This is a genomic window from Pseudarthrobacter sp. NPDC059871, assembly GCF_042731175.1.
Taxonomy (GTDB): Bacteria; Actinomycetota; Actinomycetes; order Actinomycetales; family Micrococcaceae; genus Arthrobacter.
The window spans coordinates 33,795-50,827 of record NZ_JBHWJV010000009.1; the positions used below are offsets into that span (position 1 = coordinate 33,795).

The window sequence follows — 17,033 nt, forward strand, 5'->3', positions numbered from 1 at the left end:
GTGCCGCCACAGGCTTTAGACTTGAGGCTGCATGTCCGCGCAGGAACGGCAACAGCAGCACCGAGCATCAACCCCGATTGGACACGACCCCCTTGCCAGAATTCACCGCACGTTTTGCCACAGCCGAGGAAATTGAAAACTGGGACAAGCACGTCACGGCCAACCCCAACGGTGGCAATATGCTGCAGTCGGCGGCCTACGCGTCCGTGAAGAACGGCAGCGGCTGGAAGGTCCGCTTCCTGGTGCTGGAGAACGGCGAAACCGCCAGTTACAACCTGGTCCTGGAGAAAGCCGTCCCGCTGCTGGGACGGCTCTGGTACCTCATCAAGGGCCCCGACCTCGCCGACGCCGGCCACCTCAAAGCGGCCTTGGAGTCCTGTGCCGCCCTGGTCCGTGAGCGGAAGCTCAACGTGTTCACCATCAAGATCGAGCCGGACATCGTGGATTCCGATGCCGCCCGCGCCACGCTGGCCGCGGCCGGCCTGGCCAAAGCCCCCAACATCCAGTCCAACGATTCCACGGCGCTGCTGGACATCTCCGGCACTGACGAAGAAGTCCTCAAGGCCATCTCCTCCCGCGCCCGCAACGCCGTCCGGCGCGCCGAACGGGAAGGCTGCGAGGTAGTGCGCCGTGAAGCAGGGCCGGAAACCTACCGTGCCCTCTATGACCTCATGGCCGACACCGTAAAGGCCAAGGGATCCATGCCCCTGCGCAGCTACGAGTACTACGCGCAGTTCTGGGACGAATTCTGCAACCGTGGCCAGGGCAACTTCTTCTTCACCTATGAAGACGGAAAGCCCAGCGTCGGTGCATTCGTCATCAACTACGGTGCCAAGGCAACCTACAAGGACGGCGGCTCCACGCAAAACCGCAAACAGTACGGCGATTCCCACCTGGTCCAGTGGTCCGCCATCCGGAGGATGCAGGAACTGGGCTGCACCGAATACGACTTCTGCGGCACACCACCCGCATCCCGGATCAAGGACAAGAGCCACAACCTTTACGGCATGGGGATGTTCAAGACCAGCTTCACCAAGACCGTCACGGACTTTGTGGGGTGCCACGACTACGTTCTTTCACCCCTCCGGCACCGGTTGTGGGTCAAGGGCGGTGAGCGGGTGTTCCGCCGCATTGAAACGGCGCGCACCGGCCAGCAGTTCTACTGACCACCACCCGCCGGTCCGCTGCCCGGTACCCCCACGGCACGGACGACGACGCTCCCGCCCCAGCACCTGCCAGGCAGGCCCGCGACAAGTTCCAGAGAAGGTAATCCCTTGAACCAGGTTTCCACCACCACCGCTCCCGAATACACGGTCCTCAGCGACGACGAGTTTGAGGCCTTCGCCGTCAAACATCCGCAAAACAGCTTCCTGCAGTCGGCCGATTTCACCCGCTTCCAGCGCGCCCGCGGACAGCAGGTGGAACTGTTCGGTGTCCGCCGCAACGGAGAACTCGTGGCCGCCGGGAAACTGAACTTCACCACCACCCGGCTCGGGTACACCGTGTGCGAATGCGCCAAGGGACCCCTGATGGACTACACGGACCCTGCCCTGGTGCGTGACGTCGTCGTACTTCTCCGCAAGCGCGCTGCCAAGCGCAAGGCTGCCGAACTGCGGCTCTCACCGAACCTGAAGTACATTGCCCGCGACGAGGACGGCGCCGAGCACCCGGAAACCACTGACAACCGGCCGCTGGTGGCGCGGCTCGGCGGCCTGGGATTCCGGCACCAGGGCCTGGAGATGAACTTCGTAAACGTTAACTGGATGTTCGTCAAGAACCTTCAGGGCATCGCGGACCCGGAAGAGCTGATCATGGGCACCAGCTACCGCACCCGAAAAGCCATCCGCAAGGCCGAAAAGAACGGTGTGTTCCTGGAGCAGGCCACGCTGGAAACCCTGGACGACTTTTACGGCGCGCTGAGCCGGGCCGGGGACGAGAAGGGCTTCGTCTACCGGGAACGGGAGTACTACGAGAACCTGCTCCGCACCACCTCGCCGGAGTTCACCAAGCTGATGATGGCCAAGATCGACATCCCGGCCTACCGCAAGTCCATCACCGAACGGCTCGACGCCGAATCGGCCACGGCCGCCGGGCTTCGGCGCGAGGTCGAGGAGACGGGCAGCAAGAAGAAGGCTAACCGGCTCAAAGTGGTCCAGGATTTGGTGGACAGCTACGAGCGCAGCCTCAAGGACATCGAACGCTTCCCGGACTCCGTGGGTGTGGCCACCGTGGCCGCCATCCACTTCGTCTGCTACGGCGACGAAGTGGTGTGCGTCATCGGCGGCACCGTGCAGGACTACATCTACTTCAACGGCGCCACCTCGCTGTACTGGGGCATGATGCTGCACGCCCTCGAGAAGGGCTACCCGAGGTACAACTTCTACGGAACGTTTGGCATCTCCGGGCAGGACCAGGAAGGCCACGGCGGTTACGAATTCAAGAAGGGCTTCGGCGGTGAAGTGGTCCAACTCGTGGGCGACTTTGTGATGCCCGTCCGTCCCGCAGCCTTCCACGCCAACAGGCTGGCCAGGAGCGCCGCCGGCGCTGCCCGCACTTTGCTGGGCAAGCTTCCGATTAAGCGCGCCTGACCCACATATCCGCACCAGCGCACCACACCAGCGCACCAGGGAGGAGGAGATCATGGCCGACCGGCGCGATCATCCAAAAGCTCAACCAACCGGCGCCAAGGACCGCCCGCCCACGGGGCCGGCCAGGCCGTTGCCCCGCACCGAAGCCCTGCCCAAAACCGAACCGCTGACGGCCGCCCAGGTCCGCCAGAACGCTGCCGCGAAGAAGATGCTGCGCCGGCTCGTCCAGGGGGAGAACCCTCCCACAGCGCCGATGAGCATCGTGGACAGGCTGACCGGCAGCCCGTACGCCAACCCCACCATCCAGGTCAGCGGCGTGGATGCGTCCGCCCGCAAGACCCTGGACTTCGTCCTCCACCTCGCTGAAACCATGTTCCGCTACGGCGCAGGCGCCCTCGAAGTGGAGACCAGCATTATCGCCGTCACGGCTGCGCTGGGTTTGAAGTACGTCGAGGTGGACATCACCAACCAGTCCGTCGGCATCAACTACGCCCCCAAGGACCAGCCGCCCATCGCACTGCTGCGCGTGGTCCGGTCCTGGACCAACAACTACGCCGGCCTGGCCAGGGTGCACCAGCTGGTCACAGACATCGTGGCCGGGGGAGTAGGCCGCGACGAGGCCATCAGGCGGCTTAACGAAATCATCACCAGCCCCAAGCCGTTTCCGCGGTGGATGGTTACCTCGGCCTTCGGTGTCTTCGCGGCCGTGTTCGTCGGCGTACTCGGCGGCGGGCCGGTATCGTCCCTCATCGCCTTCGCAGCCAACATCGGCATCAGCCTCCTGGCCCGCCAGCTGGGACGCTGGCGCGTCCCTGACTTCTTCATCACGGCGAGCTGTTCCTTCGTGGTCACCCAGCTGGCGCTGCTGCTCTGGCAGTTCGGCCTCACCAAGTCACCGGCGATTGTGGTGGTGGGCGGCATCCTCCTGCTGCTGCCCACAGGCCGCCTGGTGTCCTCGGTGCAGGATGCCATTAACGGCTTCCCCGTCACGGCGGCCGGACGGTTCCTTTCAACGCTCCTGACGTTCGGTGCCATCGTGGCGGGCATCGCCGTCGCCTTCGTGGTGGGCGAGCTGACCGGGGCGCAGCGGATCGACGTCACCGAAACGTTCCCGCCCGCCTACGACCTGTGGGTCCTCATCATCTTCGTGGCGGTGGCCGTCATGGCGATCGGCATCACCGAGCAGACCAGCTGGCAGCTGCTGCTGCCTACCGCGGCCGTGGGAGTCATCGGCTACCTGGTGCTGCTGGGCGGCGGCCTGCTGGGCATCGGTGACCGGTTCGCGCCCGCCCTGGCGGCCGTGGTGATCGGCCTGCTGGCCCGGGTGCTGGCTCTGCGCATGGGAGCTCCGCAGCTGGTGGTGGCAGTCCCCGCAGCGCTGATCCTGCTGCCTGGCCTGACGATCTTCCGGTCCATGTACGTGCTCACCATCGAGGAATCGGAAATCCTGCTCGGAGCCGGCGGGATGCTCAGCGCCGGAGCCATCGTGCTGGGTACCGCGGGCGGCATCGTCCTGGGCGACACCCTGGCCCGCCCGTTCACCCGCAGCCTGGCCAGCAACGAACGCCGGCGCGCCCGGCGCCGTTAGGCTCCGGACAGACCAGAAAAGCGCGCCCCGGGCTCCTGCCCGGGGCGCGCTTTTGTTTCTCGCTTCGCGCCGGGTTGTGCCGCTAAATCTTTCCTACGGGGAGCTTCTTTTCCGCCTGGAAGACATCCTCCACCCGGCCCTGGGCCCAGTAGCCGGACAGCGATACCTGGCTGCGCTCAAGTCCGCGCTGGGCGAAGAAGACATCCCGCAGCGCCTTCATGTAGCCGCGCTCTCCATGGGCAAAGACGTCCACCGTCCCGGAAGGCCATTCCGCGTTGGCCACGGCGTCCACGAGCAAGCGGCTGGCACCGGCCGGTTCCCCGTTTCGGGCCAGCCACTGGACCCGCACTCCGGCCGGGGCGGAAACGGGCTGGATGTCGGCCTCGGTATCCACTTCAACGAACGCCAGCCCCGTGGCGTCCGCAGGGAGGGCTTCCAGGCTCGCTGCAATGGCCGGCAATGCGGCCTCGTCACCGGCGAACAGGTACCAGTCCGCGTCCGGATTGGGGTTGTACGCGCCCCCGGGGCCGGTGAACGTCAGGGGGTCGCCGGGTTCCGCAGCAGCCGCCCACGGACCGGCCAGCCCCTCATCCCCGTGGACCACGAAGTCGATGGAAAGCTCGCGTGCCCCAGGATCGACCCGGCGGATGGTGTAGGTGCGGGTGGTGGGCCACTGCTCCCGCGGCATGGTTTCGCGGATGGTGGCCAGGTCAAAGGAGCCCGGGTATTCCACGCCGGGCTGCGGGAAGATGATCTTAATGTACCGGTCAGCAAAGCCGTTGTTCACGAAATCCGCGAAGCCGTCACCACCGGCCACAATCCGCACCATATGGGGGGACAGCGACTCCCTCCTGAGCACCGTGAGGGTGACCTGGGGGCGGCTCTTTTTCGGGGCGCCGGCAGCGGCGGGAACAGTGCTCATAAGGCAAGCCTAAGCGAGGGCAAAGGGGGGAGTTCCCAGGTTACGGCCCCGGCCCCCTGCTCCTGCAGCAGACGGTTCACCCCGCTGAAAGGCCGGGAACCGAAGAAACCCCTCGATGCCGACAGCGGGCTGGGATGCGCGCTGGACACCGCCGGCCGGCCTCCCAGCAGCGGGCGCACCGATTCGGCGTCCTTTCCCCACAGCACCGCAACCAGCGGCCGGGGCGACCCGTCTGCAGAGGTGCGGGCCGCGAGGGCGGTGACGGCCGCCGTCGTAACCTTCTCCCAGCCTTTGCCCCGATGCGACCCGGCCGCCCCGGCGCGGACACTCATGACCCGGTTCAGCAGCAGCACGCCCTGGCCGGCCCAGGCGGAGAGGTCGCCATGGATCCGCGGCGGCAGGCCAAGATCGGATTCCAGTTCCCGGTAGATGTTGGCCAGGCTGCGGGGGATGGGCCGCACCTGCCCGTCCACGGCGAAGGAGAGGCCGACGGCGTGTCCCGGCGTGGGGTAGGGGTCCTGCCCGACGATCAGTACTTTGACGTCCGCCAAGGGTTGGCGGAAGGCGCGCAGGACGTTCGACGGCGCCGGGAGGACGTGGTGCCCGGCCGCTTCCTCAGTGCCCAGGAAAGCGAGTACCTGCCGGAGTTCGGCTTCCACGCCGGAGAGGGCGGCCGCCCAGTCCGGGGCAACAAGCTGGCCCAGCGGCTGCCGCGCAAGATCAGCGAAGCCGCCGCCGGGAAGGGGCTCAGGGTCCAGTTCGAACAACGCATCTGATTCAGCCACCGTCCCATTCTTGCAGGGCGCCAAAAGTGCGGAACGGGACCGGTGGCCGGAGCGGGACGCCAAATGACAAGGCTGTTATTCGTCCGTAACATGGGGGTGAGACATTTTCCGTAACCAGCGAAGGAGTGCGCCGTGGCTGAACCGGCCCGGGAACAACTGACCGGTTACCTGCCGGAGGACGGCGGGGGAGACGGCGAGGCCAACTCACTGTTGGCGGACTTCACCCTCAAGGATTCGCCGTTGACCGAGCGTGAGCAGCAGATCCTTGCCCTGGAGCGGCAGTGGTGGAAGTACGCCGGAGCCAAGGAACAGGCCGTCAGGGAACTCTTCGACCTCTCCGCAACGCACTACTACCAGGTGCTGAACGCCCTGATCGACAGGGAAGATGCGCTGGCCCACGATCCCATGCTGGTTAAGCGATTGCGTAGACTACGTACGTCGCGCCACCGTGCACGCACCGCGCGGCGCCTGGGATCCGACGCCTAGGACGCCCCGCCTTTACAGCAGCCACCAGCAAGGATCCATCCCACCATGACCAAATACGCCCGCGATGAATTCGACAAGGTCCCGGAGACGGCGTCGCGACAAGGTGTCCACCGGACGGCCACCGCACCGTCCCGCGTGCGGCTGTGGCCCATCCTTGCTGTTGGCCTCGCTGCCTTGGCCATCGGCCTGGTGTCCTTCATGATCCTTCCCAAGCTGGGCCTTGGCGGTACCGAAAGCCAGGCCTCGGCGGTGGTATCCGAGGCGCCGCTGGCCGACACAGGAGCCACGCCTTCCGCCGCTGCGGACAAGGCATCCGAACCGTCGGCAACGGCCCAGCCCTCCACGGATTCCAGCGCCGAGAGCACCACTGAGCCGGAACCCGAGCCCAGCGCTACAGCGTCTGCCGGGCCGGAACTGGACAAGACCCAGCCGGTAGCCGTTTACAACGCCGCCGGAACATCCGGACTCGCCAGCCGGGTGGGCGGAACAGTGAAGGCGGCAGGCTGGACGCTGGGGCAGGTGGGGAACTGGGCCGGCGCCCCGCAGCAGGGCAGCACGGTGTACTACTCCGGAGCGGACCAGGCCGCCAATGCGCGCGAGCTGGCCAACCTGCTGGGCGTGCCCACCGTAGTGGCAAGCACCGAGTTCCAGGTGCCGTTGGTGGTGGTCCTGGGGCCGGGCTACCGCTAATCCCGGACAAGGTGCCGGCGGTCACGCCTGAATAACGTTTAGCGCCACCGCTGCCGGCCCGCCTGCAGGACGGGGCAGCCTTTGGCTAGAGTGAAATCCAGGCCTCTGCCCGGTCCCTGCAACGCACGTCACCGCCGCGGCACCACAGCAGGGGTCCTCCGGTCTCAACGGAAAGAGTGGGTCACCATGGCACTGGGAACCGTCAAATGGTTCAACGCCGAAAAGGGCTACGGCTTCATCACCGTGGACGGCTCCGGGGACGATATCTTCGTACACTGGTCGGCAATCCAGGGTGAAGGCTACCGGGCGCTCGATGAGGGCCAGCGGGTGGAACTTGAAGTCGGGGAGGGCGAGAAAGGCCCGCAGGCCGAAAGCGTCCGGCCCGCCGAGTGATGCATCCTGCCCGCCCAGCGGCCCGCCGTCGACCGGTGTTCGCCGCATCCCTTGCTGCCGTTCTGGCCCTCAGTGCCTGCTCCGGAGTCACCGGCAATGCCCGCGTGGACACCGTTGAAGCATCCGGCGACGGAGTCCTCCGCGTGGGGCTGATCCTGGACAACGCCGGGGACAGCAGCTTCCTCAATACCTCCCAGCTCGCTGCGGCCCAGCTCGCCGTCCGGGAAATCAATGCCGCCGGCGGCCATAAGGGCAGGCCCGTGGAACTCCTTCCCGTCCAGGCCGGCGGGGACACTGCCGCGCAGGCCCACGCGCTGGTCTCCGACAAAGCGGACGTGGTGATCGGTCCCACCGATTCAAGCCACGCCACCGAGGCCATCGATGTCCTCTCCCGGGCGCGGACCCCGCTGATATCGCCCGCCAACACTGCCGCAGGCCTCAGCAGCGTGGAGTCGGGCGGCTACTACTTCCGGACCACGGCCGCGGACGTTGCGCAGGGACCCGTCCTGGCCATGCTCGCCAAAGACGGGGGCGCCAAAACCATCGCCATCCTCCACCAGGAGGGTACCTACGGCAAGGAAGTTGCTGCCGCAGTCGCCGACGCCGCCTCAGGTGCCGGGCTGCAGGTCCTGGACAACGCCGGGTTCGCCGCCGGCGAGGCCGGGGACGCCGCCCGGAAAGCCGGGGCCGCGAAGCCCGATGCCGTCGTCGTGGTTGCCCGTGAAGGGTCGCAGGGGGCACTGGCGGAGCTCAACAATGCGGGCGTCTCCGGGGCCAGCCTGCTGCTGAGCGATGGAGCGTTCGCGCGCTACGGATCGAAACTCGGTACCAAGGCGCTGGACGGCACCAGGGCCGTGGTGTCCGGTCAGCTTCCCAGCGCCGCCTTCCAGGCCCGCCTGTTGGGCGTGGACGAGGGGCTGAAGGATGTCTCGTATGCCGCGGAAACGTTCGATGCGGTGACCCTTGCCGCCCTGGCGGCGGCGCGTGCGCAGGACGACGCCGGCCCCTCCATTGCTGCCAACCTCGTGGCCGTCTCCGGCGGGACCGCCGCGGAATCCCAAGCCACGGCCGCGACTCCCTGCACCACCTACAAGGACTGCTTGCCCGCCCTCGCCTCAGGGGGCGGCATCAATTACGACGGCGAGTCAGGTCCCATCTCGTTCGACACCAACGGGGACATCACCTCCGCCACCTTTACTGTGTTCACCTATGGCAGCGACAACATTCCGACGGCCACCGGACACGAAACCGCTGGCCGCACCGGCGGCTGATCGCCCTCGGCGAATACGGGCCCTAAACGCGTACCCGGGGGTCTCTTTCGCTTGCACTCTCACCGGGGGAGTGCTAATTATTGAGTTAGCACTCTGACGCATCGACTGCTAAAGGCAACGCCGGTTCAGCCGGCGGCGCCCGGCACCGGCCGAGGAGCGAAGAAACACCTTACTGGAGTGAGGTTCCCACGCGGAGGCATACAGAGGCCGCCGTCCAGGAAACCGTCCGTCGCGGGCACTGCAGCTGAGGTTCATTCTTAACGACTGTCCCGAAAGGACTATTGCCGTTATGGCCAAGATCATTGCATTTGATGAAGAGGCACGCCGCGGCCTTGAGCGGGGCCTGAACATCCTCGCCGACGCCGTTAAGGTCACCCTCGGCCCGCGTGGACGCAATGTCGTCCTCGAAAAGAAGTGGGGCGCCCCCACGATCACCAACGATGGTGTTTCCATCGCCAAGGAGATCGAGCTGGACGATCCTTACGAGAAGATCGGCGCCGAGCTGGTCAAGGAAGTTGCCAAGAAGACTGACGATGTCGCAGGCGACGGCACCACCACGGCTACCGTGCTGGCCCAGGCCCTCGTCAAGGAAGGCCTGCGCAACGTTGCCGCCGGCGCCGACCCGCTGTCCCTCAAGCGCGGCATCGAAAAGGCCGTTGACGCCGTAACCGCCGAACTGCTGAACTCCGCCAAGGAAATCGAAACCAAGGAAGAGATCGCCGCCACGGCCTCCATCTCTGCCGGTGACGATGAAATTGGCGCCCTCATTGCCGAAGCCCTGGACAAGGTCGGCAAGGAAGGCGTCATCACCGTCGAGGAATCCAACACCTTCGGCCTGGAGCTGGAACTCACCGAAGGCATGCGCTTCGACAAGGGCTACATCTCCGCCTACTTCGTCACCGACGCAGAGCGCCAGGAAACGGTCCTCGAGGATCCGTACATCCTGATCGTCAACTCCAAGATCTCCAACGTCAAGGAACTGGTTGCTGTCCTGGAAAAGGTCATGCAGTCCAACAAGCCGCTGCTGATCATCGCTGAGGACATCGAGGGCGAGGCCCTGGCCACGCTGATCGTCAACAAGATCCGCGGCACCTTCAAGTCCGTAGCCGTCAAGGCTCCCGGCTTCGGCGACCGCCGCAAGGCCCAGCTCGCAGACATCGCCGTCCTCACCGGCGGCCAGGTCATCTCCGAGGAAGTCGGCCTGAAGCTGGAAACTGCCGGCCTGGAACTCCTGGGCAAGGCACGCAAGGTTGTCGTCACCAAGGACGAGACCACCATCGTCGAGGGTGCAGGCGACGCCGACCAGATCGCCGGCCGCGTTTCCCAGATCCGCGCCGAGATCGAGAACTCCGACTCCGACTACGACCGCGAGAAGCTGCAGGAGCGCCTGGCCAAGCTGGCCGGCGGCGTTGCAGTCATCAAGGCCGGTGCCGCCACGGAGGTTGAGCTCAAGGAGCGCAAGCACCGCATCGAAGACGCCGTGCGCAACGCCAAGGCAGCCGTTGAAGAGGGTATCGTCGCCGGTGGCGGCGTGGCCCTCATCCAGGCCGGTGCCAAGGCATTCGCCAACCTGCAGCTCTCCGGCGACGAAGCAACCGGCGCCAACATCGTCCGCGTTGCCATCGACGCCCCGCTGAAGCAGATCGCCTTCAACGCCGGCCTCGAGCCCGGCGTTGTGGTTGACAAGGTCCGCGGCCTGCCCGCTGGCCACGGCCTGAACGCAGCAACCGGCGAGTACGTCGACCTGCTGGCCGCCGGCGTCAACGATCCGGTCAAGGTGACCCGCTCTGCCCTGCAGAACGCGGCATCCATTGCCGGCCTGTTCCTCACCACCGAGGCAGTTGTTGCCGACAAGCCCGAGAAGAACGCTGCCCCCGTTGGCGGCGGCGACGAGATGGGCGGCATGGGCGGCTTCTAAGCCTTCCGGCCGGGACCTGTCCCGCTGATACACGAATGCGGCCCCCTCTTAGGAGGGGGCCGCATTTTTCCGTTTCCTGCGCTGCCGGGATTACTTCTTCGCGCTGGCGAGCATTCCTTCGACTTCCTTCTTGAAGGCGTCGGCGGCTGCCTGCGGAGTCAGCCGGTCATACAGCACTTCGTCGGTGTAGCGCTTGATCACGTTCTGCACGCTGCCCGCACCCACCGGCGGAACAGGGGGTGCGTCCTTGATATCCGGAGCGATGTCCTTGAGGAAGGACACCACGGTGGTGTCCGCCGGCTTAAGGCTGGGCGTGATGCTCTCCACGATCGCAGCGTTGGTGGGCACGCCGCGGTCCGTCATCAGGATGGCCCCCGCTTCCGGGCTGTTGGTGAGGTAGTCGATGAAGGCGGCCGCTTCCTTGGGATGCTTGGAGCGGGACGAAGCGGACCAGAACATGGTGGGCTTGTAGTACATGCCGTTCTTGGCTGACGCGCCGTCCTGGCTGGGTGCACGCAGCATCTTGATGGGGCTGGCCGTGGTGGACTCGAGGGAGCCGAGCTGGTTGGTCCACCACCAGGCCATGCCCACGCGGTTGGTGCCGAAGAGGCTTTCTTCGAGGCCCGCACCGGAGTCTTCCGTTGCTACCGTGGCCGGCGGGCTGGCCTTTGAATCCCGCTGCTCTTTGAGCCGCTCCCAGAACGATGCCGCGGTAGCGGTGTCGAAGTCCAGCTTCCCGTCCTGCGAGTACAGGTTCTGGCCGTGCTGGCGCAGCCAGATGATGAGGTCCGCCTCATTGCTGCCATAGGCGGCGCCGTACGTCTTCCCGTCGCCCGAGGCGCTGATCTTGGCTGCAATGTCCAGGAACTCGTCCCAGGTCCACTTCGTATCATCCGGGACCGGAACGTTGGCAGCCTCGAAGACCTTGGTGTTTGCCATGATGACGTAGGCGTTCTGTCCGGTGCTCAGGCCGTACTGGGCGCCGTCATACTGTCCGGAAGCGAGGGCCTCCTTGTCCGGCTTCGAGGTATCGACTCCCTCCTGCTTCGACAGGTCAAGGAGTGCGCCCCGCCCGCCGTACTCCGCGATGTACTTCTGGTCCATCTGGATAACATCCGGGGCATCGTTGGCAGCGGTTTTGGTGGCCAGTTTGTCCCAGTAGCCGCCCCATTCGCCGGGCTCTGACTCGATCTTGATGTTGGGGTGGCTGGCTTCGAAGGCGTCAATGACCTTCTCCGTCTGGGCGTTGAGGTATTCGTTGCCCCACCAGGCAAACCGCAGCGTGACCTGGTCGCCGCTGCCTGAGCTGCCCGAGGCGCCGCAGCCTGTTGCCAGCAACGTAATTGCCAAAGCTGCAGCTCCCAGCTGGAACCTCCGGCGGCTTACGGTTGGAATCGTCATCGATCTGCCTTCCTGAAAATCTTTGGGCGCTTTCCCTGGGCGTTGCGCCGGCATCCGTGCCGTTCCACCAGTTGTGAGAAAGCGCTTTCTCATTCGATACAGTGATTGTGGCCTTGTTGGTTACGGGCAGTCAATAGTTTTGGGTAAACGTTTTCCCGAATTAGTTTTTTATCGTGTTGGGCTCTCCGCTTCCGCACGGGCCGCCTGTTGCTGGCGGCGTTCAGGCATTGTCGGCCCGGTCTGGCAGGATGGACCGGTGACGATTACTGCAGCGGCTGACGGTTCGGCCTTGGGAAACCCCGGCCCTGCCGGCTGGGCTTGGTATGTGAATGACGAATGCTGGCGAGCCGGTGGGTGGCCCCACGGAACCAACAACCAGGGCGAGCTGATGGCAGTGCTGGACCTGCTGCGCGCAACCGCGCACGTCCGGCAGGAGGACCTCCACATCCTGTGCGACAGCCAGTACGTCATCAACTCGATCACCAAGTGGATGCCCGGCTGGAAGCGGAAGGGCTGGCGCAAGGCAGACGGCAAGCCGGTCCTCAACGTTGAGCTCCTGAAGGAACTCGACCGTGAGCTGGCGGGGCGCAAATACACCTTCGAGTGGGTGAAAGGCCATGCCGGGCATGACCTCAACGAGGCCGCCGACGAGCGGGCCAGGGCGGCAGCCACGGCTTACCAGCAGGGGGTTGCTGCCCGGTCCGGGCCGGGATTCCCGGGCCACCAGCACGAGGCCGGAGGTGGCGCAACAGCGCAGGCCGGCACGCAGGCTGCCTCCGCGCGGGTTGCCGCAGAGCAGGCGTCCGATCAGCGTGCAGCACCGCAGCGTTCGGCGGCGTCCCCAGTCGCTGCACGGCCTGCCGCCAAGGCCGAGCCGGACCTGTTCACCGACCCGGGTCTGTTCGGAGACCCGAAGCTTTTCAGCGAACCGGACCTTTTCAGTGAGCTGGGCAGAGAAGCCTTCGACACCGAGCCAGCCGTGGCAGAGCCATCCGCTGAAGCGCAGGTGGAGGAACTCGAGCGTGAACTCCTGGGCCCCCTGGTCCGCGGCGACATGGGCAGCACGGCCGTGCTGCTGCACCCCGACTTCATGGAGATCGGCAGCTCAGGCCGGGTCTGGACCCGGGACGCGATGATGATGGCCCTCGAGGAGGACCCTGGGGAGCGGACCGACATCGAGATCCTCGGGACCGACCGCATCGGCACCAGCGCTGTCCTGCTGACCTACCGAAGCTTCGCCCGCTCCGGCACCACCCTGAGAAGCTCACTGTGGGTCCTCGATGGCGGCCGCTGGCGGCTGCGGTTCCACCAGGGCACGCCGGAAGCATAAAGGGCTCAGCTGAAGCGCTGCGTGTTTCCCTGCTCCGCCTGGGCGTAGGTGGCCGCCGCTGAGGCCAGCGCCGCATTGATGGAGGCCAGCGAGGCCTCCACCCTGCCCTGCGTGATGGTCCACTCGGTGATCAAGGCCTGGAAATTTGTGGCCGCGGAGCCCCGCCAGGAACCTTGGAGCTCATCGAGGCCGCGCTTCATGGTCTGGACGTCCGTGCTGATCCTGTCCACGGTGGCCTGGACGCTGGCCGACTTCAGTTGCAGCAGTTCGGTATCGACGGAGATGATGCTCATGGCTGTGCCTTTCGCTCGCGGCGGGGCAACGCAGGTTGCCCTGGCCCGGCTGGTCCGGGCCGCTGAAACGAGCCTAGGGACGGGCAGGGCGGTGGGCCACGGCCACAGGGCTATATGTGGATAACCTTGCCGTCGCTGACCTCGTCCTCGCTGTCCGCCGCGGCCTCGTCCCGGTACGGCAGGCTGACCACCATGGTGGCGCCCCCGCCCTCTGTCTCCTGTACGCGGACCGAACCGCCATGTGAACCAACAATCGCCGCAACGATGGCCAGGCCCAGGCCGCTGCCGCCCGTATCCCGTGTCCGCGAAGTGTCCGCGCGGTAGAAACGCTCGAAGACCTTGGACGCGTCTTCTTCGGAGATGCCCGGGCCGTGGTCCCGTACCTCAACCACGGAGCGCACCTGCCCGTCCACAGTCCGCACGCCGACAGCCAGTTCAATGGGGCTGCCTTCGGGGGTATAGCGCAGGGCGTTGCCCACAAGGTTTCCCAGCACCTGCCGGATTTTGGCCTCATCGCCGAGTGCAGGTGCCGGCTTGGCCGGTCCGTCGTCGAGCCCGGCGAGCGAGATCACCCGGGACCGGTCGCTGGCCTGGGTGTCCACTACCGCATCATGTGCAATGAGCTGCAGGTCCACGGGCTTTTGCTGCAACGGGCGCTGCTCGTCCAGGCGGGCCAGGAGGAGGAGGTCCTCCACCATGGATCCCATGCGCTTGGCTTCGCTTTCGATCCGCCCCATGGCGGTGGCAACATCCTCGTCGGTGGTCAAGGCTCCGTGGCGGTACAGCTCGGAGAAGCCGCGGATGGTCACCAGAGGGGTCCTCAGCTCGTGCGACGCATCGGCGGCGAAGCGCCTCATCCGTGCCTCGGATGCAGTGCGGGCTGCGAAGGCCGTCTCGATATGCGCCAGCATCGCGTTCAGTGAGCTGCTGAGACGGCCCAGTTCGGTGGCCGGGTTTTCGACGTCCACGCGGCGGGACAAGTCTCCGGCGGCGATGGCGGCGGCGGTCTTTTCCACCCTTGCCAATGGCCGGAAGGAGCGCGAAACGGTCCAGCTGGCAATCAGTGAGGCGAGCAGGAGCGTCAGCAGGCCGACTCCGGTGACCACCAGGGTGGCATGCTTGAGGACGTCATCCACGCCCTCGAGCGGAAGTCCGATGACCACCACCGCCGGCCGGTTGTTCGAAAGCACCGGCACGGCAACAACCCGCCAGTTCTGGCCATCGGTACCGCCCACCTGGAACGGGACCCGGCCCCGTGCCTGGGCCTGTTCGCTAGTGATGGATTTGATGTCCGGGTGGTTGTCGGCATCGCCCCCGAGCCGGAGCGGTTGCTGGTCGGTGCCGTAGAGCAGCAGCGAATAGTCCGTGGGGACCTCCGGGCTGGAGCCCTGCAGCTGCGAAAACGACTGCTGCTGTTGGGCCAGGTCTACGGCGGCGTTGAGCTTGTCATCCACCTGGCCCTGGAGGTAGCTGTGCAGCAGCGCCAGGGTGCCGGCCCCGGTCACCGTCAGGGCGACAATGAGCAGGGCCATGATCATGGCCACCAGCTGTGTCCTCAGGGACGAGGACTTCCACCGTTTCAGCAAGGTCAGCGCTTTTCGGCCGTCCGGAGCACGTAGCCCACGCCGCGTTTGGTCTGGATCAGGGCAGGGGCCTCGGGATCGATGTCCACCTTGCGGCGCAGGTAGGAAATGTAGGACTCCACGATGGAGGCGTCGCCGTTGAAGTCGTACTCCCAGACATGGTCCAGGATCTGCGACTTGGACAGCACCCGGTTAGGGTTCAGCATCAGGTAGCGGAGCAGCTTGAACTCGGTGGGGGAGAGTTCAATGACGGTGCCGCCACGGCGCACTTCGTGGGCGTCGTCGTCGAGTTCCAGGTCGCCCACCCGGATGACGGCGTCGTCGTCGAGGAGCGGCTGCGTGCGGCGAAGCACGGCGCGGATCCGCGCCACCACCTCGTCGAGGCTGAACGGCTTGGTGACGTAATCGTCCCCGCCCACGGTAAGCCCGGTGACTTTGTCTTCGGTGTCGTCCTTGGCGGTGAGGAACAGGACCGGGAAGTGCTTGCCCGAGGCACGCAGCCGGCGGGTGACGGTAAACCCGTCCATGTCCGGAAGCATGACGTCGAGGACAGCCAGGTCCGGCGCGTGGGCGTCAGCGGCTGCCAGGGCGTCGCGGCCGTTGGCCGCGGACACTACTTCGAAGCCGGCGAACCTCAGTGACGTTGACAGCAGCTCACGGATGTTGGGTTCATCGTCAACAACGAGGAGCTTCGCTTCGGGGCCATTCTTGTTCATGTTCCCATCATGCTCCCAGTCTCTGGGAGTTGTCTGGATGTTCCATGGAAGAACGTTCCGTATCCTCGGCGCGGCCGCAGGCGGAATCCTCTCGTGCCCGAAAGTGGCGGGAAATCGTTCCACCTGCCGCTCGGGCCCACAAGGGTGGAGTGCCCCCTCCCAGCCGCCCGCTTCCCCCTCTTTTGCCGCCCGGCCCGCTGCCCCTACCCGTCCGCGCGGGCGTTCCCCACGTGTCGCCGGGGGCTGTTTACAGTGCCTTAAACGCCGCCGTATGGTGCTTATCTAGGAAGGTTTCGGGCAGCCTTGGGCACGGGAGGATCAGCACGATGAAGAGCAAATTAGCCACCATGGCCCTGGGTGCAGGAGCCCTTGTCATCGCCCTGCTGGCGGGCAGCCCCACGCAGGCTGCGCAAGCAGCTGACGAACCACTGATTGGACTGACGTTCGACGACGGGCCGTCGCCACAGCGCACGGCTTACGTCCTGGACGTCCTGAAGGCGAAGAACGTCAAGGCCACGTTCTTCCTGCAGGGGGCCAACGCACAGCTGTACCCTGACCTCGTTCGCCGGATCAAGGCCGAGGGGCACGTCATCGGCAACCACTCGTGGAACCACGCCGATTTCCTCGAGATCAGCCAGGCAGACCAAAAGCAGCAGATAGACAGCACGAATGCGGCTATCCGGGCCGTGACAGGTGAGACGCCGCGCCTCATGCGGTTCCCGTTCGGCAACAGCACCCCCTACGCAGCAAATTACCTGCGGAGCATCGGCATGAGCGGCGGGATCCTCTGGCGTTGGCACATCGGCCAGCCCGGTGACTTTGAGTGTCCGGGCGCTGCCGGCGTGCAAAAGTTCGTTATGGATGAGGCAGCGCCCGGGGCGATCATCCTGCTCCATGATGCCGAAGACGTCCTGGCCTGCCCGGCTTCACAATGGACATACCTCGCAACCACCATCGACGCGCTTCGTGCCCAGGGTTACGAATTCGGGGTAGTGGCTCCCTCCGCCACCGCCAACCCGCTCAACGAGGGCTCACCCGCCGTCGTGGTTCCTCCGGCCGGCTCCTAACC

Annotated in this window: 16 protein-coding genes; 10 read left to right on the forward strand and 6 right to left on the reverse strand. The window is 65.7% G+C overall.

Annotated features, from left to right (window positions below):
* Positions 1–92: 92 nt before the first annotated feature.
* The 3 genes from ACFV4R_RS13015 to ACFV4R_RS13025 all read left to right on the forward strand — a co-directional run bounded on the left by ACFV4R_RS13015 (position 93) and on the right by ACFV4R_RS13025 (position 4,176).
* Entirely contained in the window at positions 93–1,166 is a 1,074-nt protein-coding gene (locus ACFV4R_RS13015) for a lipid II:glycine glycyltransferase FemX (protein ID WP_377202863.1), read from the forward strand.
* 108 nt (positions 1,167–1,274) lie between these two features.
* Positions 1,275–2,588: a peptidoglycan bridge formation glycyltransferase FemA/FemB family protein gene (locus ACFV4R_RS13020; protein ID WP_377202864.1), complete on the forward strand. Its 1,314-nt coding sequence runs from the start codon at positions 1,275–1,277 to the stop codon at positions 2,586–2,588.
* Between the two features lie 52 nt (positions 2,589–2,640).
* Positions 2,641–4,176, forward strand: a complete 1,536-nt coding sequence (locus ACFV4R_RS13025; protein WP_377202865.1) for a threonine/serine exporter ThrE family protein — start codon at positions 2,641–2,643, stop codon at positions 4,174–4,176.
* Between the two features lie 82 nt (positions 4,177–4,258).
* On the opposite strand, the gene ACFV4R_RS13030 is transcribed toward ACFV4R_RS13025, so the two are convergent.
* Together ACFV4R_RS13030 and ACFV4R_RS13035 are read right to left on the reverse strand one after the other, a co-directional pair.
* Positions 4,259–5,098 (reverse strand): siderophore-interacting protein, encoded by an 840-nt coding sequence (locus tag ACFV4R_RS13030; protein WP_377202866.1) that lies wholly within the window; start codon positions 5,096–5,098, stop codon positions 4,259–4,261.
* On the reverse strand, positions 5,095–5,883 hold the full coding sequence (locus tag ACFV4R_RS13035) for a uracil-DNA glycosylase (protein WP_377202867.1): 789 nt from the start codon (positions 5,881–5,883) through the stop codon (positions 5,095–5,097). Before ACFV4R_RS13035 ends, ACFV4R_RS13030 begins: the two co-directional genes overlap by 4 nt.
* 132 nt (positions 5,884–6,015) lie before the next feature.
* Between ACFV4R_RS13035 and ACFV4R_RS13040 the strand changes: the two genes are divergently transcribed.
* From ACFV4R_RS13040 to groL, 5 genes are all read left to right on the forward strand, one after another.
* Entirely contained in the window at positions 6,016–6,369 is a 354-nt protein-coding gene (locus ACFV4R_RS13040) for a DUF3263 domain-containing protein (RefSeq protein WP_377202868.1), read from the forward strand.
* A 45-nt stretch (positions 6,370–6,414) separates the two neighbouring features.
* Complete coding sequence (locus ACFV4R_RS13045) at positions 6,415–7,059, forward strand: LytR C-terminal domain-containing protein (RefSeq protein ID WP_377202869.1); 645 nt, start codon at positions 6,415–6,417, stop codon at positions 7,057–7,059.
* Positions 7,060–7,245: 186 nt separating this feature from the next.
* The gene (locus ACFV4R_RS13050) at positions 7,246–7,452 is read left to right on the forward strand and encodes a cold-shock protein (protein WP_015936110.1); all 207 of its coding nucleotides are present in this window, start codon (positions 7,246–7,248) and stop codon (positions 7,450–7,452) included.
* Positions 7,452–8,723 carry an ABC transporter substrate-binding protein gene (locus tag ACFV4R_RS13055; protein WP_377203010.1) on the forward strand — a complete coding sequence of 424 codons (1,272 nt, stop codon included), beginning with the start codon at positions 7,452–7,454 and terminating at the stop codon, positions 8,721–8,723. Before ACFV4R_RS13050 ends, ACFV4R_RS13055 begins: the two co-directional genes overlap by 1 nt.
* 289 nt (positions 8,724–9,012) lie before the next feature.
* Positions 9,013–10,641: a chaperonin GroEL gene (gene groL / locus ACFV4R_RS13060; RefSeq protein WP_091718417.1), complete on the forward strand. Its 1,629-nt coding sequence runs from the start codon at positions 9,013–9,015 to the stop codon at positions 10,639–10,641.
* A gap of 90 nt (positions 10,642–10,731) precedes the next feature.
* Here groL and ACFV4R_RS13065 read toward each other — a convergent pair whose 3' ends face one another.
* Complete coding sequence (locus ACFV4R_RS13065) at positions 10,732–12,042, reverse strand: ABC transporter substrate-binding protein (protein ID WP_377202870.1); 1,311 nt, start codon at positions 12,040–12,042, stop codon at positions 10,732–10,734.
* Positions 12,043–12,298: 256 nt separating this feature from the next.
* Between ACFV4R_RS13065 and ACFV4R_RS13070 the strand changes: the two genes are divergently transcribed.
* Positions 12,299–13,372: an RNase H family protein gene (locus ACFV4R_RS13070; protein WP_377202871.1), complete on the forward strand. Its 1,074-nt coding sequence runs from the start codon at positions 12,299–12,301 to the stop codon at positions 13,370–13,372.
* A gap of 5 nt (positions 13,373–13,377) precedes the next feature.
* Here the strand turns inward: ACFV4R_RS13070 and ACFV4R_RS13075 are convergent, their stop codons facing one another.
* From ACFV4R_RS13075 to ACFV4R_RS13085, 3 genes are all read right to left on the reverse strand, one after another.
* Entirely contained in the window at positions 13,378–13,665 is a 288-nt protein-coding gene (locus ACFV4R_RS13075; RefSeq protein WP_091718423.1) for a WXG100 family type VII secretion target, read from the reverse strand.
* A gap of 110 nt (positions 13,666–13,775) precedes the next feature.
* Entirely contained in the window at positions 13,776–15,251 is a 1,476-nt protein-coding gene (locus ACFV4R_RS13080) for a sensor histidine kinase (RefSeq protein ID WP_377202872.1), read from the reverse strand.
* Between the two features lie 2 nt (positions 15,252–15,253).
* Entirely contained in the window at positions 15,254–15,964 is a 711-nt protein-coding gene (locus tag ACFV4R_RS13085; RefSeq protein ID WP_056083743.1) for a response regulator transcription factor, read from the reverse strand.
* A 326-nt stretch (positions 15,965–16,290) separates the two neighbouring features.
* Between ACFV4R_RS13085 and ACFV4R_RS13090 the strand changes: the two genes are divergently transcribed.
* Positions 16,291–17,031: a polysaccharide deacetylase family protein gene (locus ACFV4R_RS13090; protein WP_377202873.1), complete on the forward strand. Its 741-nt coding sequence runs from the start codon at positions 16,291–16,293 to the stop codon at positions 17,029–17,031.
* The last annotated feature ends 2 nt before the right edge of the window (positions 17,032–17,033 follow it).